Source organism: Hymenobacter sp. H14-R3 (assembly GCF_030063445.1).
Taxonomy (GTDB): domain Bacteria; phylum Bacteroidota; class Bacteroidia; order Cytophagales; family Hymenobacteraceae; genus Hymenobacter.
This window is the reverse complement of record NZ_JASITD010000012.1, coordinates 115,560-136,652: the sequence shown is the minus strand read 5'-3', so window position 1 is coordinate 136,652 and position 21,093 is coordinate 115,560. Positions and strand designations below refer to the sequence as shown.

The 21,093-nt window shown below is 63.1% G+C and carries 19 protein-coding genes; 8 read left to right on the top strand and 11 right to left on the bottom strand.

Going from position 1 to position 21,093, the window contains the following annotated elements; genetic code table 11:
- The first annotated feature begins 17 nt into the window (after positions 1-17).
- Positions 18-2,279 (top strand): T9SS type B sorting domain-containing protein, encoded by a 2,262-nt coding sequence (locus tag QMK33_RS12800; RefSeq protein ID WP_283564987.1) that lies wholly within the window; start codon positions 18-20, stop codon positions 2,277-2,279.
- Between the two features lie 193 nt (positions 2,280-2,472).
- On the opposite strand, the gene QMK33_RS12795 is transcribed toward QMK33_RS12800, so the two are convergent.
- The 3 genes from QMK33_RS12795 to QMK33_RS12785 all read right to left on the bottom strand — a co-directional run bounded on the left by QMK33_RS12795 (position 2,473) and on the right by QMK33_RS12785 (position 3,793).
- A complete protein-coding gene (locus QMK33_RS12795; RefSeq protein ID WP_283564986.1) occupies positions 2,473-3,126 on the bottom strand; it encodes a cytochrome c oxidase subunit 3 in 654 nt (217 codons plus the stop codon).
- 75 nt (positions 3,127-3,201) lie between these two features.
- Positions 3,202-3,549, bottom strand: a complete 348-nt coding sequence (locus QMK33_RS12790; protein ID WP_283564985.1) for a hypothetical protein — start codon at positions 3,547-3,549, stop codon at positions 3,202-3,204.
- A complete protein-coding gene (locus QMK33_RS12785; RefSeq protein WP_283564984.1) occupies positions 3,542-3,793 on the bottom strand; it encodes a hypothetical protein in 252 nt (83 codons plus the stop codon). Before QMK33_RS12785 ends, QMK33_RS12790 begins: the two co-directional genes overlap by 8 nt.
- Before the next feature lie 121 nt (positions 3,794-3,914).
- Here QMK33_RS12785 and QMK33_RS12780 point away from each other — a divergent pair, with 121 nt between their 5' ends.
- The 3 genes from QMK33_RS12780 (at position 3,915) to ligA (ending at position 6,864) form a co-directional block, all read left to right on the top strand.
- On the top strand, positions 3,915-4,376 hold the full coding sequence (locus QMK33_RS12780) for a hypothetical protein (RefSeq protein WP_283564983.1): 462 nt from the start codon (positions 3,915-3,917) through the stop codon (positions 4,374-4,376).
- A gap of 58 nt (positions 4,377-4,434) precedes the next feature.
- Entirely contained in the window at positions 4,435-4,671 is a 237-nt protein-coding gene (locus tag QMK33_RS12775; RefSeq protein ID WP_283564982.1) for a hypothetical protein, read from the top strand.
- 177 nt (positions 4,672-4,848) lie between these two features.
- The gene (ligA, locus tag QMK33_RS12770; protein WP_283564981.1) at positions 4,849-6,864 is read left to right on the top strand and encodes an NAD-dependent DNA ligase LigA; all 2,016 of its coding nucleotides are present in this window, start codon (positions 4,849-4,851) and stop codon (positions 6,862-6,864) included.
- A 99-nt stretch (positions 6,865-6,963) separates the two neighbouring features.
- Here the strand turns inward: ligA and QMK33_RS12765 are convergent, their stop codons facing one another.
- The 5 genes from QMK33_RS12765 to QMK33_RS12745 form a co-directional block, all read right to left on the bottom strand.
- Complete coding sequence (locus QMK33_RS12765; protein WP_283564980.1) at positions 6,964-8,721, bottom strand: S41 family peptidase; 1,758 nt, start codon at positions 8,719-8,721, stop codon at positions 6,964-6,966.
- Positions 8,722-8,746: 25 nt separating this feature from the next.
- Entirely contained in the window at positions 8,747-9,958 is a 1,212-nt protein-coding gene (locus QMK33_RS12760) for a lactonase family protein (protein WP_283564979.1), read from the bottom strand.
- Between the two features lie 166 nt (positions 9,959-10,124).
- Complete coding sequence (gene tkt, locus QMK33_RS12755; RefSeq protein ID WP_283564978.1) at positions 10,125-12,206, bottom strand: transketolase; 2,082 nt, start codon at positions 12,204-12,206, stop codon at positions 10,125-10,127.
- Between the two features lie 172 nt (positions 12,207-12,378).
- Positions 12,379-13,695, bottom strand: coding sequence for a xylose isomerase (gene xylA, locus QMK33_RS12750; RefSeq protein ID WP_283564977.1), 1,317 nt, complete (start codon positions 13,693-13,695; stop codon positions 12,379-12,381).
- 132 nt (positions 13,696-13,827) lie between these two features.
- Positions 13,828-15,321, bottom strand: a complete 1,494-nt coding sequence (locus QMK33_RS12745) for a xylulokinase (RefSeq protein WP_283564976.1) — start codon at positions 15,319-15,321, stop codon at positions 13,828-13,830.
- Between the two features lie 675 nt (positions 15,322-15,996).
- On the opposite strand from QMK33_RS12745, the gene QMK33_RS12740 reads away from it, so the two are divergent.
- A complete protein-coding gene (locus tag QMK33_RS12740) occupies positions 15,997-17,175 on the top strand; it encodes a LacI family DNA-binding transcriptional regulator (RefSeq protein ID WP_283564975.1) in 1,179 nt (392 codons plus the stop codon).
- Positions 17,176-17,204: 29 nt separating this feature from the next.
- Here the strand turns inward: QMK33_RS12740 and QMK33_RS12735 are convergent, their stop codons facing one another.
- The gene (locus tag QMK33_RS12735) at positions 17,205-17,546 is read right to left on the bottom strand and encodes a hypothetical protein (RefSeq protein ID WP_283564974.1); all 342 of its coding nucleotides are present in this window, start codon (positions 17,544-17,546) and stop codon (positions 17,205-17,207) included.
- A 12-nt stretch (positions 17,547-17,558) separates the two neighbouring features.
- Positions 17,559-18,500, bottom strand: a complete 942-nt coding sequence (locus QMK33_RS12730; protein ID WP_283564973.1) for a polysaccharide deacetylase family protein — start codon at positions 18,498-18,500, stop codon at positions 17,559-17,561.
- An 82-nt stretch (positions 18,501-18,582) separates the two neighbouring features.
- On the opposite strand from QMK33_RS12730, the gene dapA reads away from it, so the two are divergent.
- Genes dapA through QMK33_RS12715 form a run of 3 tightly spaced genes read left to right on the top strand, consistent with a single transcriptional unit; the run spans position 18,583 to position 20,035 of the window.
- Positions 18,583-19,446, top strand: a complete 864-nt coding sequence (gene dapA, locus QMK33_RS12725; protein WP_283564972.1) for a 4-hydroxy-tetrahydrodipicolinate synthase — start codon at positions 18,583-18,585, stop codon at positions 19,444-19,446.
- A 13-nt stretch (positions 19,447-19,459) separates the two neighbouring features.
- Entirely contained in the window at positions 19,460-19,666 is a 207-nt protein-coding gene (locus QMK33_RS12720) for a hypothetical protein (protein ID WP_283564971.1), read from the top strand.
- Between the two features lie 30 nt (positions 19,667-19,696).
- The gene (locus tag QMK33_RS12715; RefSeq protein ID WP_283564970.1) at positions 19,697-20,035 is read left to right on the top strand and encodes a 2OG-Fe(II) oxygenase; all 339 of its coding nucleotides are present in this window, start codon (positions 19,697-19,699) and stop codon (positions 20,033-20,035) included.
- Here QMK33_RS12715 and QMK33_RS12710 read toward each other — a convergent pair.
- Positions 20,032-20,964, bottom strand: coding sequence for a cation diffusion facilitator family transporter (locus QMK33_RS12710; RefSeq protein ID WP_283564969.1), 933 nt, complete (start codon positions 20,962-20,964; stop codon positions 20,032-20,034). The genes QMK33_RS12715 and QMK33_RS12710 overlap by 4 nt on opposite strands.
- Positions 20,965-21,093: the final 129 nt, after the last annotated feature.

The following is a 21,093-nucleotide window of genomic DNA, read 5'->3' as shown; positions in this document are numbered from 1 at the left end:
ATTTAACAAAAAGTAGTTTGCTTGGCCGAGCTGGGTGCGGGCTGGTGGTGCTGCTGGTGCTGCTGAGCGCGCCGGCCGCACGGGCCACCCACATTGTGGGCGGTGAGATGGACCTGCAATACTTGAGCGGCAACACGTATCAGCTGACGTTGAACCTGTATTTTGATGCTGTAAATGGCCAGCCGGGGGCGCTGGATACGAACCTCACGGCGGGCATTTTTGACAAAGCCACCAACCGGTCGATGGCCACGCTGCTGCTGCCGCTCATCAATAACACGTTTGTGAGCTATACCAACCCCACCTGCACGGTAGGCTCGCTGAGCACCAAGGCCCTCGTGTATCGCAGCACTATTGAGCTGCCAACGGGCACCTACAACAGCCCGCAGGGCTACTACGTGGCCGTGGAGCGGTGCTGCCGCAACGTGTCCATCAGCAACATTGTGGCCCCCGGCAACGCGGCCCAGACGTTTTACCTGGAGTTTCCGGCGGTGCTGCGGCGCGGGCTGCCGTTTCGCGACTCCACGCCGCGCGTGTTTCCGCCCCTGGCCGACTATGCGTGCCTGGGCGAGACCTTTACCTACGATTTTGCCGGCCAGGACCCCGACGGCGACTCGCTGGTGTATGACATGGTGACGCCCCTCAACGGCCACTCGACGCCCGCCGAGCCCAAGCCCGTGGCGGCGGCCAGCGCGCCCTATCCCGAGATTACCTGGCAGGCCGGGCGCAGCGCCACCAACCAGATTCCGGGTACGCCAGGGCTGGGCATCGGGGCCCGCACGGGGCGGCTCACGGTGCGGCCCTCCTCCATCGGGCTGTTTGTGTTTGGGGTGCGCTGCCAGGAGTTTCGCAAGGGCGAGAAGATTGGCGAAACGCGCCGCGACTTTCAGCTGCAAGTGCTGGTGTGCCCCCGCAACGCGGCCCCCAGCCTAGTACTGCTGCCCAGCCCCACCCGCAACACGCCCTACCGGCCGGGCCGCGACACGCTGCGCATTGCGCCCGGCACCCCGCACTGCGTGCGCCTACGCTTCACCGACCCCGACCCCAACTCGCAACTCACGCTGAGCCTGCGGCCGGTGGGCTACGCGGGGCCGCTGCCCACCTTCACCACTGCTACCAGCGGCACGGTGCACACGGCCGGCCAGCCCGATACACTGGTGGCCTCGCTCTGCTTTTCGGACTGCACCGATACCCGCGGCAAAGTGGCCTATATCGACGTGCTGGTGGCCGACAACGGCTGCTCGCTGCCCAAGCACGATACCATTCACGTGGCCTTTATTGGCACGCCGCCGCCCAATGCCCCGCCCACCCTGGTGAGCACGGCCGGCCCTACCCTGCCTCTGCACGTGCGCCCCGGCCAGGCGCTGGCCTTCGACCTCATTGCCACCGATACCGACGGCGACCCCATCCTGTTTACCCTCAGCGGCAGTGCAGGCTTCGGGCCCGGTGGGCTGGGCGCTACGCTCACGCCACAGGCGCAGGTGGGGCAGGTGCGGCGCGCCCGCTTCGCGTGGCCCGTCGATTGCCGGGCCGTTACCGACCCCACGGGCCAGCCGCGGCAGCTGCTGTTTACGGCCACCAGCACCTCGGCGTGCGGCACCACGCAGCCCTCGGCCACGCTGAGCGTGCCCGTGATTGTGGACTATGACAACGCGCCGCCGGCCCTCACCAGCACGCTGCCGCCGGCCGCGGGGGCCGAGCCGGTGCTCATTCGGCTGCCGCTGGGCCGGCCCTACTCGGCCACGCTCACCGGCCGCGATACCGACCTCGACGTGCTGGCCCTGAGCGCCACCGGCCAGGGCTTCGACCTGGCGGCGGCGGGTATGCGCTTCGTTACCAGCCCCAGCCCGGCGGGGCAGGCCAGCGGCGTGTTTACCTGGCTGCCGGGCTGCGATGCGGCCAGCGTAGCCAATGGCCGGCCCCAGCCGCTCACCGTTACGTTTCAGTTGCAGGAAGCCACGTGCAAGCCCGTGCCCCAGACCCGCACCGTGCGCTTTGAGGTCATTAACCCCGACACAGCGACATTCACCCCGCCCAACCTTATCCTGCCCACCGGGACCAACCAGGCCAACCGTACTTTTACATTAAGTAGCTTACCACCAGACTTTTGCGACACGCGCTTCGCGGGTATCAAAATCTTCTCACGCTGGGGCCGCATGGTGTACGAGTCGGGCGACCGCAACTTCACCTGGAGTGGCGAGAACACGGCCGGAACATACTATTACTTACTGACTTACACTACTGGCCGGCGCTTCAAGGGCTGGGTGGAGGTTATTCAGTAAGTAAGTAGCAAACCTAAGCTGCGTCGCCTAGCCGGTCCGTTGGCGCAAGCCGGCCGACCGGTTGTCGTTGCGCAGCCCACGTCGGTCAACAATAATCGGTCGAGGACAGCTATTCAACGACAACCGGTTGGCCGGCTTGCGCCGGCGGACCGGTGCAGTTTACTCAGTTAGCAGTATTTGTATAAATCCCTGATTAATAGAGGAATAAAAACATTCCAAACAGCGCCACCCACAGTGCATCAATGAAGTGCCAGTAGGTGAGCAGGGCGCGCAGCTGGCGCAAGTGGTACGGGTTACGGATAAAAACGAGCGCGCGCACGCCATCGCGGTTGGCGTGATGGGTACGCACCAGCTGTACCAGCAAGAAAATCAGCCCCGCCGCCACGTGGGCCACGTGCAGCCCCGAAATAACGTAGACAAACGTGCCGCTGCGCTCGCCGCTAAACAGCACGCCCTGTTGCACCAGCTCGCGCCAGCCCAGCACCTGCAAGCCGCTGAACACGCAGCCCAGCACCAGCGTGGCACCCAGGCAGCGCGCCAGGCTAGCCAGGTCATCGGCGCGGTAGAGGCGCGGCGACTGCGCCAGCGTGTACGACGATACCAGCAGCACCACCGTGCTGAGCGAGAAATAGCGCGGAAACGGGTGAATGCCGCTGGCCACCTCGCTTTGCGCCCGCGAGGCCACGTACATGGCCACCAGCGTTACAAAAAGCATGGTGATACCCAGCAGCGCCAGGTAGAGCAGCATGAGCAGCGGCGGTACGCGCTCGATGCGGCTAAAGGCCCCGCCGGCCGGGCGGCGGCCAGTGCCGGGGGGGGTATTGCGGTCGTCGCGAGGGGCTTGCACGAAAGGAGGGTAAAGCAAAAAACTCCCTTCCTTAAGAAAAGAGGGGAGTTTTTTGTTCGGCCGGCGGGCATACTTCTACTTAAAAAAAGAACCAATCTTGCCCAGCACCGCGCTAAGCGTAATCTTGGGGCCACTGCGGTCGGCCAGGCCGAAGGTGACGTAGGTTTTGCCGGCCACGCGCAGGTCGAGCACTAGGCCCAGGCGCTTGGCCAGGTCGTGGAGCTGCTGCAAGGGGTCGGGACCGGGCTTTTTGGGCGGCTTGGGGGTGCCCGGCGGCTGCGGCGGGCCGCTCGTGATAAGGTCGAGCACCTGCTGGCTGGGCACGTTGATAATGAGGTAGGTACCGGAGGCCGCCAGCTGAATCTCGTGCCCACCCGGCCAGGTAAGTACCAGCCGCGCTTCTACCTCCAGGGCGCTAGCCACGCGGCGCGTTGGGATCGGGGGCGGGCGAAATGAGGGGCGCGCTGGCGGCCGGGGCCTCGCCCTTGGTGCGGATGCGCAGCGCGCCATTGAGCTTCCAGGTGGCGGGCACGCCGGCGGGGTTGGCCTGGTTGGGCACTTGCAATTCTACTTGGTCAAAATTCAGGTTGAGCTCGACGCCGCCCGAAAGCTTGGTGAGCAGCGAGGCGGCCGTTTCGGCCCAGGAAGAGGTGGATTGGTCAGGCATGGGAAGGTGGTAAAGAAGCAAAGTAATCGGTTAGTGGGCAAACGTAGCGCACGGGGCTGGGTTGCCGGCCGTACTTTTGCAGGCCGCTGGCCAGCCACCGCTCCCCCATTTCGCGCTACTCATGGATTTGCCTACTTTGCTTCAAAACCTGGAGAAAGAGCTGCTAGCCAAGGAGAAATACCTGAGCGTAGCTTTGCGCTCCGCGCCCCTGGCCAACCCCGCCAGCCCCGCCGCCGCCATTGGGTTGCTCTTGCAAAAGCCACCCTTTATTTTTGACCCCGCCGAGGAGTGGACTGCGTTAACGCCCAGCGATGCCGCCCGCTTGTTTACCCGGCTCTTTATAAAAAGCCTGGCGCATGGCTCCCCTTTACTCACCGCCGCGGATGCTATCTATTATTGGGCCGTATTCAGCCAGCTACTGAACAGGGAGCCAAGCTACTACACAAATTTCTACGACATAGAATCCTTCCTACACGGTAAATCCTACGGGTCTTTTTGGATTACCGAAAGCACCTTCGATGCCGCCTTGTTTTTAATTGATTCTGAAAAAATCATCGGCATCATCATCACCGACGAAGACTAACGCCAACCCTGCGGCTTGCCGCCCGTTTCCTGCTTTTTACTTTCTTTTTTCCTTGCCCATGAAATTCTTCGCCTGGTTCGCCGTCGCCACCCTCGTCGTACTGCTCATCGCTCGCTTCAAGCCGCAGTCGTCGGCCGAGCCCATTATCCCCGTCGAAGCTAAGGAAGCCCAGGGCCAGCCCGGCGCCGACGACAACGCGCCCCCCGCCCGCACCGAGGAGCAGGGCAAAGCCGATGCCCAAAAGAGCGGCACCACGTACTTCGCCCCCAGCCTGCGGCTGTCGAGCGCTGCGTAGTTTTCACAGGGTTTAACCACCCAACAGGCTGTCCTTGCGAGCGCAACGAAGTGGAGCGCGGCAATCTTTACCTTCACGTTAGGGGTAGTGACCCAACGGTAAAGGAAGGATTACCGCGCTCCACTTCGTTGCGCTCGTAAGGACAAAATACTGAAAATCAGTCCTTAACCCGGCCCTATGAACCCGCAAGCCCGCATCCAGGAACTCGCCCAGCGCCTGCACCACCTCAACACCCAGTATTACCAGCACGACGTGTCGGAGGTGCCCGACCAGGAGTTTGACCAGCTGCTGGCCGAGCTGAACGCGCTCGAAAAAGCCCACCCCGAATTTGCGCAGCCCAACTCGCCCACCCAGCGCGTGGGCGGCACCGTTACCAAGCAGTTTGCGCAGGCCACCCACCGCTACCCCATGCTGAGCCTGGGCAACACGTACTCGGAAGACGACCTGCGCGAGTTTGACGAGCGCGTGCAAAAGGGCCTCGAAGGCGCGCCCTACGGCTACGTGTGCGAGCAAAAGTTTGACGGCGTGGCCATGAGCCTGGCCTACGAAAACGGCGACCTGCACCAAGGCGTGACCCGCGGCGACGGCACCCGCGGCGACGTGGTAACGGCCAACGTGCGCACTATTCGCACGCTGCCCCTGCACCTGCATGGCCCCGATGCCCCGTCAGAAGTGGAGGTGCGCGGCGAGGTATTCATGCCCAACAGCGTGTTCGACGACCTTAACCAGGAGCGCGAGCAAAACGGCGAGGCCCTGCTGGCCAACCCCCGCAACGCGGCCAGCGGCGCGCTCAAGCTGCAAGACTCGGCGGCGGTGGCGGCGCGGCGGCTACGGTTTTATGCGTATTCGGTGCTCACGCCGGGCCGGCACTTTGGTAGCCACAGCGAGAGCCTGGAGGCTGCCGCGGCCTGGGGCCTGCCAGTGTCGCCCACCTGGCGGCGCTGCGCAAACCTGGAGGAGGTGCTGGCCTACATTCACGAGTGGGAGCAAAAGCGCTTCACGCTGCCCGTGAACACCGATGGCATTGTGATTAAGGTAGATAATCTGCGGCAGCAAGACCAGCTGGGCCTCACCGCCAAGAGCCCGCGCTGGGCCATCGCCTACAAATATCCCACCGCGGCGGCCCGCACTCGCCTGCGCGAAATCATTTACAACGTGGGCCGCACCGGGGCCGTCACGCCCGTGGCTCTGCTCGACCCCGTGCCCCTGGCCGGCACCACCGTAAAGCGCGCCAGCGTGCACAACGCCAACCAGATAGCTATGCTCGACCTGCGCCTCGGCGACATGGTATTCGTGGAGAAAGGCGGCGAAATCATTCCCAAAATAACGGGCGTAGACCTGGCCGAGCGGCCCACTGAGGCCGTGCCCGTGCGCTTTCCTACCGAGTGCCCGGCCTGCGCCACGCCGCTGGTGCGCCCCGAGGGCGAGGCCCACTTCCGCTGCCCCAACGAGCGCGGCTGCCCGCCCCAGCTCAAGGCCCGGCTAGAGCACTACGTAAGCCGCAAGGCGCTGAACATCGACGGCTTAGGTGCCGAAACCGTGGGCCGCTTCTTCGACCTGGGACTGGTGAAAACGCCCGCCGACCTCTACGACCTGGCCCAGCGCCGCCCCGACCTGGAGGGCCTGGAGCGCCTCGGTACCAAGTCAATTGATAACCTGCTGGCGGGCATCGAAAAGAGCAAAACCGTAGCCTTCGAGCGAGTGCTCTTCGGCCTGGGCATTCGCTACGTGGGCGAAGGCGGCGCGCAGCGCCTGGCCCAGCACTACCGCACGCTGGCCGTCATCATGGCCGCCCCTACCGCCGAACTGGCCGCCGTGCCCGACGTGGGCGGCATCACCGCCGACTCGGTGGCCCTGTGGAGCCAGCAGCCCGAAAACCAGGAAGAAGTGCGCCGCCTGGCCGAAGCCGGCGTGGCCCTCGAAGCCAGCGGCGAGCCGCCCCTGGCCGTGAGCGACCGCCTGGCCGGCCTCACCTTCGTGCTCTCGGGCGTGTTTGAGAATTATAGCCGCGAGCAGCTGCAAACCCTCATCACCTCCAATGGCGGCAAAATCACGGGTTCCATCTCCAAGAAGCTGAGCTACTTAGTGGCGGGCGATAACATGGGGCCCGCCAAGCGGGAGAAGGCCGTGGGCTTCAAGGTGCCCATCATTTCGGAGAATGAGCTGCTGGCGCTGCTGCCGGTGGCTGAGTAAAACGCAAGGTTTCGCAAGGTTAAAAGAGGTTTCGCGAAGTCTGACAAAAAACTAACCTTGCGAAACCTTGCGCGCTCCCCACCCGATGGTAAAGGCAGCTTAACCGTGCGGCTTAGCGGCCGGCCCCTTGGTAATGAGGTCGATGGCCCGGTCCAGCAACTCATCACGGCCGGCGCGCAGGCCCGCTACCGTGGGGCGCACGGGCACGTCGATGGCGAGGCCGACCCGCTGCGTTTCGCGGCCGTCGGGGTAATAGATGCCGATACCGGTCATCAACGTTTTCAGGCCGCCGGGCAGCGTGACGGGCGTAGTATTGCCATCCGCGCCCGCCGTTTGGCTGCCGAGCAGCGTACCGTGCGGGGTAGCCTGCAAGCCCATTGCGGTGTATTCAGCCAGGCTCCGGCTCTTTTCATTGACCAGCACTACAACCCGGCCGGAATAAGGCGTTGAGCCCTGGGGTTTTAGGGTATCGGGAGCCTGCCACAGAAACCGCCCCGGACAAGTGAGGTCGCGGCGCGTAGATTTGGTAAAAGTCGCCGGCTGGGCCAGTAAAAAGCCTGATAAATAAGCAAATACAAAGTCACTCGGGTAATTACGCTGGTCCACCACAATGCCCTTCGCGTGGGCAAAGGCCTGCATAATGGCCGGCACCTTCGCGCCCTTGATGCGGGCCATGTTGATGTAGCCGACCTCGGGGGTCAGGAACCGGTACATACTATCGGCCGCGGCGGGCTGCGCGGGGGGCACCGCCCCTACCAGCCCAGCAGACACTGCCAGGCGCAGGGGCTGGCCCGCTCGCCGCACCTGCACCGCTACCTGCGGCGTGGCGCAGTAGAGCAGGTTTCCGGCGATGGTATTGAGCTGGGCGGGCCGGTTGGAAGCCCCCGTTTCGGGCAGGCGCTGCCGCACCAGGTCAGCCACGGCCGTGCCCGCGAAATGCGTCAGCACGTCGCCCGGCTGCAGTGGCGACGCGGGCACCAGCCCGTCGTGGCGCACGCCGGTTACTACGGCCTGGTTATCAATAAATTGTACCTCGGCGGCCACCTGGTAGGCACCCCGCTCGGCTTCGAGCAGCGGGTCGGGCGGGTAGAAGCGGGCGTGGCCGTCGTGCACGTAGGCAAACAGTGTCAGCGCCGCGTGCCGGTAAGCCAGCGGCGTGCCGGCTTCGGCAAAGCGCGGCAGTAGCGCGGGCAGCACGGCAGACCATTTCTCATCCAGCGCGTAGGCATAAGGGTAGTAATACTGGTACATGTTCCAGTAGCGGCACAGCCCCAGCAGGCGCAGCCCCTGCGTTGGCAGGGCCGCCTCGGCGTAGGCGGCCTCGTGCGGAAACAGCGTGGTAGACCCCAACTGGCCCACGTAGTAGGGCGTGCCCTGGTAGCGGTTGGCTGCGATAAAGACCAGCTGCCCGCGCAGCGGCGCGCTGAAACGGTGCTTATCCTGGGCCCAGCGCAGGTCAGTGGTCAGGCGCACCGGCTGGGTGGGCGGCGCGGCGCAGGTAGCACAGGCGGGTACTGCGCCCAGGCTGGCAACCCAGGCGCTGAGCAAGCGGCTCCGTTCAGCCACTGATTTACAAGCTAATACCTGCGGCAGCTGGCGCAGAAACTCGGCATCCCAGTCGCGCTGCCCGGCGGCCACGGCCGGGTGAAAGTATTTGAGCAGGCCCCAGACCTGCCCCAGCGCCGCCACATTATCCACCTGCTGCGGGGTGAGGGTAGGGAGCGGCGGCACGGCCGCCGATAAGGCCACGGCGGCGGCCGGGTCGGGAGAAGCCGGCGCGGCGCTTGTTGCCTGCGCGTGCGCGGGCAGCGTAGCGCAACCCAGCCCAAGGGCGATTAGGGAGGCAAGTTTCGACATGGGGCAGGATATGAAAGCCAGCAAGCTACTTCGTAAAATCGGGCACAATGCCCACGAACATGGGCGAAGGCAGGCTCACCGACTTGCCGGTGGGCGTGAGCTTACCCGTTTGTTTATCAACCGAATAGGTAAAGATATTGTCCGAGTTCTGGTTGGCTACCAGCAGCACGCGGCCGCTGGGGTCGAGGGCGAAGTTGCGAGGCGTTTTGCCCTGGGTGCTCACGTGCTGCACCAGCGTGAGGCGGCCGGTGGCGGGGGCTATGTGAAACACGGCCAGGCTGTTATCGCCCCGGTTGGAGGTATAGAGCGTCTGGCCGTCGGGGCTCACGTGCACATCGGCCCCCGAGTTGTCGCCCGCGTAGCCGGCGGGCAGCGTCGAGCGCGTTTCGATTTCCTGAAACGTGCCGGCTTTGGCGTCGTAGCTCAGCGCCGTCACGGTCGAATTCAGCTCGTTTTCGAGGTAGGCCCAGCGGCCGTTGGGGTGAAAGGTGAGGTGGCGCGGCCCCGCCCCGGGCTTGGCCGTGAAGGCCGGCGCGGGCAGCGGGCGCAGCTTGCCGCTGCTCGCATCGAGCTGGTAGCCATATACTTTATCAGTGCCGAGGTCGGCCGAGAAAGCGTAGCGGTTATCGGGCGCGGGCAAGAAACTGTGCGCGTGCGGCTGCTCCTGGTTTTTGTGCGGCCCGGTGGGCGGCTGGTGCTGCTCGGTAGCGGCGGGCGCGCCCAGCTGGCCGTCGGGGCGCACGGGCAGCAGGGTCACGTTGCCGCTTGAGTAATTGGCTACCAGCACGTTCTTACCCGTGTGGTCGAGGCTGATGTAGCAGGGCGACGCGCCCAGCGAGGGCTGCTGGTTGAGCATAGCCAGCGTGCCATTGTGCGGGTCGATGGCCAGCGCGCTCACGCCGCCGCCCGGCGCGCCCAGGTAGGTTTGGGTTTCGCTCACGGCGTAGAGGTGGCGGTGGGCGGCGTCCACGGTGAGGTAGCTGGGGCTGGCACCACCTTTCATAGCGCCCAGCGGCAGCAGCTCGCCGGTGGCCGGGCGCAGGTGGTAGAGGTAGATGGTGTTTGCCGCCGGGTCGGCCACGTTGGTGCCGACGTAGACCAGGTAATCCTGGTTTGCCTGCTGGGGCGTGAGGCGGGCGCAGCCGGGCAGGGCCGCCACCGTCACGAGGGTTACCAGGGCGCGCAAACCGGCCCGCGGGCGCAAAGCAGACTTTTCAAACATAGAGCAGGGAAGCATGGGAGTCGCAAAGATGCTACGGCGGGCGCAGCGGCCGCGCCCCGCTGGGCAGGCGAAAAGACTTGAAAAGAAAATATCTAAGATAACATACTGATTAACAATATGTTATCTTAGATATTCAGAACTATAACTGGCTAGCAGCCAGCCAAAGCCAGCGGCCGCGGCGCTACACTGCGCCCTCGCTGCCTTTGGCTACCAACTGCTTCTTCTCTTGCTGCTCGTTTTCGGGGTGGCCGGCGAGCACACTCTGGGCACGCTTTACCACATTCTCCACCGTGAAGCCGAATTTTTCGAACAGCTCCTCGGCTGGGGCCGAGGCGCCGAAGCGGTTCATGGCAATAATACCGCCCTCGTCGGTGGTGTACTTGTGCCAGCCGATGGGCGAGCCCGCCTCAATGGCCAGGCGCTTGCGCACCGTGGGCGGCAACACCTTTTCGCGGTAGTCTTTGTCCTGGTGCTCAAACAGCTCCCAGCTCGGCATACTCACCACGCGGGTGGGCGTGCCGGCCTTTTCCAGCTCTATTTGCGCGCCCATTGCCAGCTTCACTTCCGAGCCGGTGGCAATGAGGATGAGCTGCGGCTGCCCGCCTTTGGCCTCGCTGAGGATGTACGCGCCCTTAGCCACACCTTCGCGGGCCGAGCCCAGCTTGGTCTGGTCGAGAATCGGCAGCTTCTGGCGCGAGAAAATGAGGACCACCGGCGATTTGGGCGTGGTCATGGCGATGCGCCAAGCCTCGGTGCTTTCGTTGGCGTCGGCAGGGCGTAGCACCACAATGTTGGGGATACTGCGCAGGGCCAGCACCTGCTCCACCGGCTGGTGGGTGGGGCCGTCTTCGCCCAGGCCAATGCTGTCGTGGGTGAACACGAACGTGGCCGTGCTCTCGGCCAGGGCCGTGAGGCGGATGGCCGCCCGCATGTAGTCGCTGAACGTGAGGAAGGTACCGCCGTAGGTGCGCAGGCCGCCGTGGTGGGCAATGCCGTTCATGGCCGCGCCCATGGCGTGCTCGCGCACGCCCCACCACACATTGCGGTTGGCGGGGTGCGCCGGCTGGAAGCTGTCGCTGCCCGCCTTATCCATCTCGTTCGAAGAGGCCAGGTCGGCCGAGCCGCCAAACATAAACGGCACCGTTTTCTTAATGGCGTCCAGGGCTTTGCCCGAGGCCTGGCGGGTGGCCAGCTCGCCATCGGCGGGCGTGTACACGGGCAGGTCCTTATCCCAGCCTTCGGGCAGCTTGCCTTCGAAGGAAAGCTTGAACATAGCGGCCTCATCCTGAAAGGCTTCGGCGTAGGTGGCGAAGTCAGCCTCCCACTGCCTTTGCAGCTCAGCGCCCTGCTGGCCGGGCTGCTTGAGGTGGGCATATACTTCGGCGGGCACCTGAAAAGACTGCTCGGGGTCGAAGCCGTAGAACTTCTTGGTAATCTTGACGTTATCAGCGCCCAGCGGCGAACCGTGCGACTTGCTGGTGCCCGCCAGCGGCGAGCCGAAGCCGATGATGGTGCGCACGGCGATAATCGAGGGCCGGTCCGTTACCGACTGCGCCACCCGAATGGCGTTCTCGATGGCATCGAGGTCGTTGCCGTCCGTTACGTGCTGCGTGTGCCAGTAGTAGGCATCGAAGCGCTTCATCGGGTTCTCGGTGTAGGTGAGGTTGGTGGGGCCGTCGAGCGAGATGTTGTTATCGTCGTAGAGATAAATCATCTTGTTGAGCTGCAAGTGGCCGGCCAGCGAAGCCGCCTCCGCGGAGATGCCTTCCATCAGGTCGCCGTCGCTCACCAGCACGTAGGTGTAGTGGTCCTGCACCGGCGCGTGGCCCTCTTTGTTGTAGAGCGCCCCAAGGTGCACCTCGCTCATGGCCATGCCCAGGCCGTTGGCGAAGCCCTGGCCCAGCGGGCCGGTCGTCACTTCTACGCCGGGTGTGATGTGCGACTCGGGGTGGCCCGGCGTTTTGGAATCGAGCTGCCGGAACTGCTTCAAATCGTCCAGGCTCAGGTCGTAGCCGTAGAGGTGCAACAGGCTGTATAGCAGCGCCGAGCCGTGGCCCGCCGACAGCACAAACCGGTCGCGGTTGGGCCACTTGGGGTCTTGCGGATTGAAGCGCAAAAAGCGCGACCACAGCACGTAGGCCATGGGGGCGGCGCCCAGCGGCAGGCCGGGGTGGCCCGAGTTGGCCTTCTGCACCATATCCACCGACAGCAGGCGGATAGTGTTGACGCTCAGCTCGTCAATCGAAATTTGGGAGTTGCTCATGTTTTTTTCAGGCGAAAGAAATGACGCCGTAAAGGAACGCAACGCGGAACGCCCGCGCCGCTTATCTCTACGAATTTTTCCGCGGGATAGTAGCGTACCACTTTGTGAGTCCGCGCGCAGGAACGCTGTGCAATGCCCCCAGGCGCGGACTTACAAAGCCCCCGCTACCGACTTAAATGTACTGATTGATAATACTTTCCAGCCACTCCTGCTTGCCGCTGCGCGGCGTAGGCTCGCCCGATTCGTGCGCAATTTTGCGCAGGTCTTCCAGCGTGAGGCCGCCCTTGGCAAACTCGGCGCCCTGGCCCGCATCGAACGAGGCGTAGCGGTCGGCACGGAATTTCTTATAGGGCGACTTTTCCAGAATGGCATCGGCCGTTACCAGGGCGCGGGCAAACGTGTCCATGCCCGCAATGTGGGCCACAAAAATATCCTCCAGGTCGGTCGAGTTGCGGCGCGTTTTGGCGTCGAAGTTGATGCCGCCCGGCGCAATGCCGCCGTGCTCCAGAATAATCAACATACTCTCCGTCAGCTCGTTGACATTATTGGGAAACTGGTCGGTATCCCAGCCGTTCTGGTAGTCGCCGCGGTTGGCGTCGATGCTGCCGAGCAGGTTGGCATCGGCGGCCACTTGCAGTTCGTGCTGGAAGGTGTGGCCGGCCAGCGTGGCGTGGTTCACCTCCAGGTTCAGCATGAAGTCGTTTTCTAGGCCGTGCTCCTTCAGGAAGCCGATTACCGTGGCCGCGTCGAAGTCGTACTGGTGCTTGGTGGGCTCGGCCGGCTTGGGCTCGATGAAAAACTTACCCGTGAAGCCCTGCTGGCGGGCGTAGTCGCGGGCCATGCCCAGAAACCGCCCCAGGTGCGCCTGCTCGCGCTTCATGTTGGTATTGAGCAGAGTCATGTAGCCCTCGCGGCCACCCCAGAAAGTGTAGCCCTCGCCGCCCAGCGCAATGGTGGCGTCGATAGCATTTTTCACCTGCGTGCCGGCATAGGCCACCACGGCAAAGTCGGGATTGGTACTGGCGCCGTTCATGTAGCGCGGGTTCGAAAACACGTTGGCCGTGCCCCACAGTAGCTTCACGCCGCTTTCCTGCTGGTGCTGCCGGGCGTAGTCCACCATGGCCGCCAGGTTGCTTTCGTACTCGCTCAGCGAGGCGCCCTCGTCCACGAGGTCAATGTCGTGGAAGCAGTAGTAGGGCGTGCCGAGCTTGGTGAAGAACTCAAACGCCGCGTCGGCCTTGTCCTGGGCGCGGCCCAGAATGTCGCCCTTGCTGTCCCAGGCAAAGTTTTTGGTGCCGGGGCCGAAGGGGTCGCCGCCGGTGCCCACAAACGTGTGCCAGTAGGCCGTGGCGAAGCGCAGGTGCTCCTTCATGGTTTTGCCGGCCACCACGCGGCTTTCATCATACCATTTGAAAGCCAAGTGATTATCGGAGTCGCGGCCTTCAAACTTGATTTTGCCGATGCCTTTGAAAAATTCGGAAGTTGCCATGTTGGGAGATGGTTAGGGGTGGTTTTGAAGAAATTAAATTTGCCTTGTCCTTGCGAGCGCAATATTCTGCGCATTAAGCAGAATGCTGCGCTCGCAAGGACAAGGCGGACAAGTGATTACCTAGGCCAGCAGTCATTCCGCCGGCCGGGTTTCGCGGGCCAGCAGCTGCTGCCAGTCGCTGTACATTTCCTGGTATTGCGCCTGCAAGGCGGGCGTGGGCTCTACGGTGCTGATGCGCGCCAGGCCAGTAAAGGCCTCTTTGGGGCTGGCATATATGCCGGCCCCGATGCCCGCGCCGCGCGCCGCACCCTGGGCCGCATCGGTGTCGTAGAGCTCCAGCGTTACGTGGCCGCAGTTCACGAACGCCTCGCGAAATACGGGGCTCAGAAACATATTGGCGTGGCCGGCGCGCACGGTTTGCACCCGCACCCCGGCGGCGCGCATAATATCCATACCGTAGTTGAGGGCGTACACGATGCCCTCCTGCGCGGCCCGGATGAGGTGCGCCTGGCCGTGCACGTTGAGCTGCAAGCCGTGGAGGCTGGCGGTGGCCGGCCGGTTTTCGAGCATGCGCTCGGCCCCGTTGCCGAAGGGTAAAAACAGCAGGCCCCCGGCTCCAACGGGCGCCTGGGCGGCCAGCGCATTCATCTGGTCATAAGGGATATCCCCCACTACTTTGCGCAGCCAGCTACTGAGAATGCCGGTGCCATTGAGGCACATGAGCACGCCGTTTTTGGGCTGCTCGGGCGTGCTGTTGACGTGCACGAAGGAGTTGACGCGCGAGCGCGGGTCGGCGGCGGTGGTTTCGTTGATGCCGTAGACCACGCCGCTGGTGCCGCCGGTGGCGGCCACTTCGCCCGCATTCAACACATTGAGCGAGAAGGCGTTATTGGGCTGGTCGCCGGCGCGGTAGCTGATGGGCGTGCCCACCGCCAGGCCCAACGTGCGGGCCGCCTCGGCCGTGAGGCGGCCCTGGATGGCAAACGTGTCCACTACCTCGGGCAGCAGCTCAGCACTAATACCGTAATAATCAAGTAGTTCCTGAGCGATGGCCTGGGTTTTGAAATTCCAGAACACGCCCTCCGATAAGCCCGAAACGGTGGTTTGCATCTGGCCCGTGAGCTGGTAGGCGAGGTAGTCGCCGGGCAGCTGAATCTTGTGAATCTGGGCATAAATCTCGGGCTCGTTTTGCTGCACCCACTTCAGCTTGGAAGCCGTGAAGTTGCCGGGCGAGTTCAGAAAATTCTCCAGGCAAAACTCCTCCCCCAGTTCCGCAAAGGCCTGGTTGCCAATTTCTACGGCGCGGCTGTCGCACCAGATAATGGCGGGGCGCAGCACGTGGCCGGCTTTGTCGAGCAGCACCAGTCCGTGCATCTGGTAGGTGATGCCGATGCCGGCCAGCAGCGCGGCGTCGAAGCCGTATTGCGCCTTCAGCTGCTGGGTGGCGTTGATGACCTCCTGCCACCAGCGCGCGGGGTGCTGCTCGGCCCAGCCGGGCTGGGGCACGGCCATGCCCATCTCGGTAGTGGGCGAGGTGGCGGCGGCCACGCAGCGCCCAGTGGCAATGTCGAGAAGGGAGACCTTGATGGAAGAGCTACCGATGTCGTAGCCGAGCAGGTATTTCATTTTTTGCTGATTCAATAGGCCCGTAAAGCAGCGGGCCTTTAGTTAACGGTGGGCAGGGCCGACGCGGGCTTGGCCGCGCCCAGCGCCAGGCGGCGGGCCGAGGGCACAAAGGCCACGCCCATGCGGCTGGTCAGGGTTGGGGCTTCGCCGCAGGTTGCCTGGCCCTGCCCCTACCCTAAAAAGGATGGGAAGCCACGGCCGCCGCCGTCAAGCTTTTTGTTTTTAAAATATTGACCGTCAATAAGTTAATTATTTTAATTAAATAACACCTGGCTGGAAGAATAAAAGGCAGTGGGGCGGAAGGTGGGTAAGTCCTGCTCCTAAAAACCAGGCCGGCTGGCCCCACCTGGGACGAGGCAGGCAACACGGCGGCATTATTAGAAAAATGCAATTTTGCCTCCTGCAACAGTGCGCACCAGCGCAAAACCAACTGCGCCGACTGCCAACAGGTAGGAAAGGAAGCTTGCTCAAATATAGCGGCTGCGCCACCACTTGCTAACACCTAAAAGTTAGTATTCCAGGCAATGTAAGGCTAAAAACTACCGGCAACGGTTGCGCAAACGTTGCCGATAGGTAATCTTTACGAACTATTTATGCGGTTTCTGCTTTTCGGGGGCCACTTCACAGATTATGGCCGACCTTCACATTATCTAATTTTTCTTTTACCCACCCGCCATGGTCAAATGTGTTAAGTGCAGCCTCACCGATGACGTGCTGAAGGCGGGCTTTGTGCGGGGCCGGCAGCGCTTTTTCTGCAAGGCCTGCGACTACCATTTCACGGCCGAGAAGCTGGCTGGCACGCCCAGCCGCAAGCGCCGCCAAGCCACCATTGCCGACGTGGCCCGGCAGGTGGGCGTGGCTCCCTCCACGGTGTCGCGGGCGCTCAACGGCCACCCTGACATCAGCGCCCTCACGCGGCAGGCCATTCTGGACGCGGCCCGGCAGCTCGACTACCAGCCCAACCTACTGGCCCAGAGCCTGAAAAACCGCGCCACCAACACCATCGGCGTGGTAATACCCGACCTGGAAAGGCCCTTTTTTGCCACCGCCGTCAGCGGCATTCAGCAGGTGGCCACCGAGGCCGGCTACCGGGTCATGATTTGCCAGTCGAAGGAGTCGTACGCCACGGAGGTGAGCAACGTGCAGGCACTGGTAGCCAGCCAGGTAGACGGCCTGCTCATCTGCCACTCGCGCGAAACCGAGAATTTTGACCACGTGAGCCCCAGGGCCTGCCGCGACATTCCCATCGTGCATTTCGACCGGGTGTATAACCAGGACAACGTGTCGCGGGTGATGATTGACGACTGGAGCGGGGCCTTCGCCGTAACCGAGCACCTCGTGCTCGAAGGCTGCCGCCGCATTGCCATTCTGGCGGGGCCGGCGTCGCTGCTCATCAGCCAGCAGCGGCAGGCGGGCTACCTGGGCGCGCTGCGCAAGCACGGCCTGCCGGTAGAAGATGCCCTGATTGCCCACATCGACTTTCGTACCGAGTCGGCCGTGGCCTGCCTCGATGCGTGGCTGGCCCTGCCCGAGCCGCCCGATGCCATTTTTGCCATCAACTACGTCAACGCCTTCGACCTCCTGCTGGCGCTGCGCAGCCGGGGCCGCCGCGTGCCCGCAGACATGGCCATTGTGGGCTTCGGCGACGAGTTTCTGGCCAGTCTCATCGAGCCCGGCCTCACCACCGTCGACCTCCACCCCTACCGCATCGGCCAGCAGGCTGCCCACCTGTTTCTGGAGCAGATGCAGCTACAGGAGCGCTTTCAGCCCCGCACCTGCGTAGTTACCAGCGAGTTGATTATCCGGCAGTCGTCGCTCAAAGGCAAGGGCGAGGGGTTTCGGCTGGCTATTTGAGCAGCGCGCTTTTGGCAGGCGGTTTTCCCTCAGTGAATACTTTTCAGCAGGGCATAAACCACTACCCCCAAAAAAGCCCACACGATACCCAGCAGCCCCAGCACCGCCTTGATGCTGTCCTGCCTGAACCGCACCAGCACCCCGCGCACTACCGTAACCACGGTGGCTACCAACACGAAGACGGGGAAGGTGGCGTAGCCCGCAGTGAGCATAAAATACCGGTTGTGCAGCTGAATATCCAGCGGCCCCGCGGCCAGGCGGCCAAACCCAAAAACCACCCCCAGCAGCGCAAACGAAAAAGCCCAGCTGCCAAGCAGCCAGGCCAATTCAACGGAAATACTGGTAACGTACTCGCTGTTGTTCGGGCGCATAAATCAGCGCGCTTAGAAGCTCTGCACCATGCTGTTGTGCAGCGTGCGCGGGCTCCAGTAGCCACTGGCGATGATGCGCCGGATGGTAAAGAGCGGGTCCTGCTGGTCGCGCTTTTCGGCCAGCGAGAAGGCGGCCACGAAGCCGCGCTGCTTGAGCTCGGGGAACGCCGGGGTGTTCCAGAGGCCGAAGGGGTAGGCGAAGTACTTGATTTTCTTGCCCGTAATCTCCTCCAGGGTTTTGGTGGGCTTGTCGATTTGGGTTACCCAATCCTGGCCCTGGTACTTTTTCACGTTGTGGTGGTCCCAGGTGTGCGAGCCAATCTGGTTGCCCTCGTCGGAGAGCTGCTTCACCATGGCCTTGGTCATGTAGTGCGGCCGGCCCAGGCTCACGGTCATCACGAAGTACACGCCCTTGTAGCCGTACTGGGCCAGCGTGGGCCGGGCGATGGTAAACTGGTCGAGGTCCGTGTCATCAAACGTGAGCATCACCGGCTTGCTGGGCAGCTGGGCCCCGGTGGTGAGGTAGGCGTAGAGCTGGTCGGGCTGAATGCTGTGGTAGCCCGAGTCGGCCAGCATCTTCATCTGGGCCTTGAAGGCGGCAATGGGAATGATGTAGTCCTTGGCGCCCTTCGAGTCGCGGGCGGTCCAGTCGCGAATCTGGTGGTAGCACAAAATCGGCACCTGCGGCCGGGCGTAGATGGCGGCCGCGTCGCCGGCCTTGGCGGCCGAAATAGTGCTGGGGTTGGGGCCGGGCACGGCGTTGGCCTCGTCGGCGGCTACGGCGGCGGTGCCGGAGGTAGGCGCGGCTTCGTCGGTTTTGGCCGAGGCAGCTTTGCCCATGGCTTCCGAGTCGGGCGTGGTGCGGGCTTCGCCGGTAGTGGCGGTTTTAGAATCGCAGGCGACCAACACGAGGGTAGCAGCCAACAGGCTGGTCGCGGAAAACAGAGCTTTCAAGGATGATAGAAAAAATTGCCGGCGGGGCGCGACGGCGGACGATAAGCGTACTTTTGTCACAAAGCAACAACCCCCACAGCGGATGAACAAACTACACGGCACCGGCGTGGCCCTCGTGACGCCTTTTACCCCCACCGGCACGGTCGACCTGGCCGCCTGGAAGCGCCTCCTCGATTTTACGATTGCCGGCGGCGTGGAGTACCTGGTTATCAACGGCACCACGGGTGAATCGCCCACCGTTACCTCTTCCGAGAAAACTGACTTACTGCGCGTTGCGCGCGAGTACGTAGCCGGCCGCGTGCCGCTCGTGTACGGCATCGGCGGCAACGACACGGCCGCCGTGGTGCAGCAGCTGCGCGATACCGACCTCGGCGGCGTTACGGCTATTCTGTCGGCCAGCCCCGCCTACAACAAGCCCAGCCAGGCGGGCTTAGTGGCTCATTATCAGCACCTGGCCGATGCCTCGGCCCTGCCCTTGCTGCTCTACAACGTGCCCAGCCGCACGGGCTCCAACCTGGCGGCCGACACCGTGCTGCACCTGGCCCAGCACCCCAATATTATCGGCCTCAAGGAAGCTAGCGGCAACCTGGAGCAGTGCCTGGCCATTTTGGCTGGCAAGCCGGCTGATTTCCTGTTTTTGAGCGGCGACGACATGCTCACGCTGCCGCTCATCGCCTGCGGCGGCCAGGGCATTATCTCGGTGATGGCCAATGCGTTGCCGCGCAAATTCAGCGACATGACCCGCGCCGCGCTGGCCGGCGATTTTGCCCAGGCGCAGCAGTTGCTGTTCAGCCTGGTGCCCCTCAACCCGCTCCTGTATGAGGAAGGTAACCCCGTGGGCGTGAAGGCCGCCCTGGCCCTGCAAGGTGTGTGTGAGCCCGCCGTGCGCCTGCCCCTGGTGCCCGCTAGCGCAGGGCTCACGGCGCGCATTAAGGTATTGCTGTAAAGCAACTTAGCTAATGAAAATAACGAAGGTAGCCGATAATATTTTCACCGTTGAAGACCTCCTCACGCGCGCCGAGTGCTTACAGTACATTGTGCGCAGTGAAGAAATCGGCTACGAGCTGGCTAAGGTGAACGCGGCGGGGGGCAGCAAGGTCAAGACGGATGTGCGCAATAACAGCCGGGCATTTCACAACAGTGAGGAGCTGGCCCAAACCCTGTGAGAGAAAATTCAGCCCTTTGCCCCGGCGCAGTTGGGCAATAGTACCGCCTGCGGCCTCAACGAGCTGTTTCGCTTCTACCGCTACCAGAGGGGGCACAAGTTTAAAGGCCACTACGACGAGAGCTATGCCCGCAATGCACACGAAGCCAGCTACTTCACTTTCATGGTTTACCTGAACGATAATTTTCAGGGCGGCGACACTACGTTTCGGGGCGTGCGCATCCGGCCCCGGCAGGGCATGGCGCTTATCTTCCTGCATAGCCTCTACCACGAGGGCAGCGAGGTAACGCAGGGCGTGAAATACGTGCTGCGCTTAGATGTGATGTACCGCCTCGCCGACGCCACAACACCCACTTCCTCAGGTATTTAGGAGGTATACCCGGCCCGCTGCTCGGGCGCAAACGACTCGGCCTCCACAAAAATGCGCTTGAATTCGGGGTGCTTGGCCCGGATGGCTTTTTCGAGGCGGCCCACGGCGTCTTCCACCTGCTGAGCCGAAAGGTCTTGCTGGAAGCGCACGTCGAGCGCCAGGAAGGCATCGGCCGGGCCTAGGTACATCGAGAGCGGCGGCCTGAGGCTGCGCACGGCCGGCTCGGCCTGGGCCAATGCTTGCAGGCTGGCCCGCGTGGCGGCGTCGACGCCCTCGCCCACCAGCAGGCCGCGCGTTTCCTTGAGCATGAATACGGCCATGCCGATGAGCAGCAGGCCAATGGCGATGGAGGCCCCCCCGTCGAAATACGGGTTGTGGAGTAGGTGGCCAAAATACACGCCGCCCAGCGCGATAACCAGGCCCACGAGCGCGGCCAGGTCTTCGAGCAGAATGGCGTACACGGCCGGGTCGCGGCTGGCGCGCAGGGCTTTCCAGAAGGCCGCGTCGCCACGCGTTTTGTTGAATTCGCGGAAGGCCAGCGAAAAAGCGATGCCCTCGAAGAGCACGGCCAGGCCCAGCACCCAGTAGTTCCAGGTGGGGTCGGTGAGCGGGGCGGGCTCCTTAATATGAATCCAGCCCTCGTAGAGCGAGATACCGCCGCCCACCGCGAAGATAAGCACGGCCACAATCATCGTCCAGAAATACAGCTCTTTACCGTGCCCAAACGGGTGCTGGTCGTCGGCCGGCTTGGCCGCCCGCGATAGCCCCAGTAGGATGAGCAGGCCGTTGCCGCTATCCACCAGCGAGTGAATGCCCTCGGAGAGCATAGCGGCGCTACCCGTGAAAAATGCGGCCGTAAACTTGGCTACCGCGATGGCCAGGTTAGCCGCGATGGCCCCGTATACAACTACTTTAGAACCACCGGCCATTTTCAGTTATCAGTTATCAGTGAGCACCTATCAAGTGGATTTCCTCAACGGGGGCATTGCCCGGCGGGTTTTCATCCAATATTCATCTTGAAGTACTCAACGCCCGCTTCCGATAACTGCTGCTTGGTA

Excerpts from the sequence above, each read along its gene's own strand:
- QMK33_RS12785 (WP_283564984.1), bottom strand. The coding sequence starts at position 3,793 with ATGCCTGACCAATCCACCTCTTCCTGGGCCGAAACGGCCGCCTCGCTG.
- QMK33_RS12780 (WP_283564983.1), top strand. The coding sequence starts at position 3,915 with ATGGATTTGCCTACTTTGCTTCAAAACCTGGAGAAAGAGCTGCTAGCC.
- QMK33_RS12775 (WP_283564982.1), top strand. The coding sequence starts at position 4,435 with ATGAAATTCTTCGCCTGGTTCGCCGTCGCCACCCTCGTCGTACTGCTC.
- ligA (WP_283564981.1), top strand. The coding sequence starts at position 4,849 with ATGAACCCGCAAGCCCGCATCCAGGAACTCGCCCAGCGCCTGCACCAC.
- QMK33_RS12765 (WP_283564980.1), bottom strand. The coding sequence starts at position 8,721 with ATGTCGAAACTTGCCTCCCTAATCGCCCTTGGGCTGGGTTGCGCTACG.
- QMK33_RS12760 (WP_283564979.1), bottom strand. The coding sequence starts at position 9,958 with ATGCTTCCCTGCTCTATGTTTGAAAAGTCTGCTTTGCGCCCGCGGGCC.
- tkt (WP_283564978.1), bottom strand. The coding sequence starts at position 12,206 with ATGAGCAACTCCCAAATTTCGATTGACGAGCTGAGCGTCAACACTATC.
- xylA (WP_283564977.1), bottom strand. The coding sequence starts at position 13,695 with ATGGCAACTTCCGAATTTTTCAAAGGCATCGGCAAAATCAAGTTTGAA.
- QMK33_RS12745 (WP_283564976.1), bottom strand. The coding sequence starts at position 15,321 with ATGAAATACCTGCTCGGCTACGACATCGGTAGCTCTTCCATCAAGGTC.
- QMK33_RS12740 (WP_283564975.1), top strand. The coding sequence starts at position 15,997 with ATGGTCAAATGTGTTAAGTGCAGCCTCACCGATGACGTGCTGAAGGCG.
- QMK33_RS12735 (WP_283564974.1), bottom strand. The coding sequence starts at position 17,546 with ATGCGCCCGAACAACAGCGAGTACGTTACCAGTATTTCCGTTGAATTG.
- dapA (WP_283564972.1), top strand. The coding sequence starts at position 18,583 with ATGAACAAACTACACGGCACCGGCGTGGCCCTCGTGACGCCTTTTACC.
- QMK33_RS12720 (WP_283564971.1), top strand. The coding sequence starts at position 19,460 with ATGAAAATAACGAAGGTAGCCGATAATATTTTCACCGTTGAAGACCTC.
- QMK33_RS12710 (WP_283564969.1), bottom strand. The coding sequence starts at position 20,964 with ATGGCCGGTGGTTCTAAAGTAGTTGTATACGGGGCCATCGCGGCTAAC.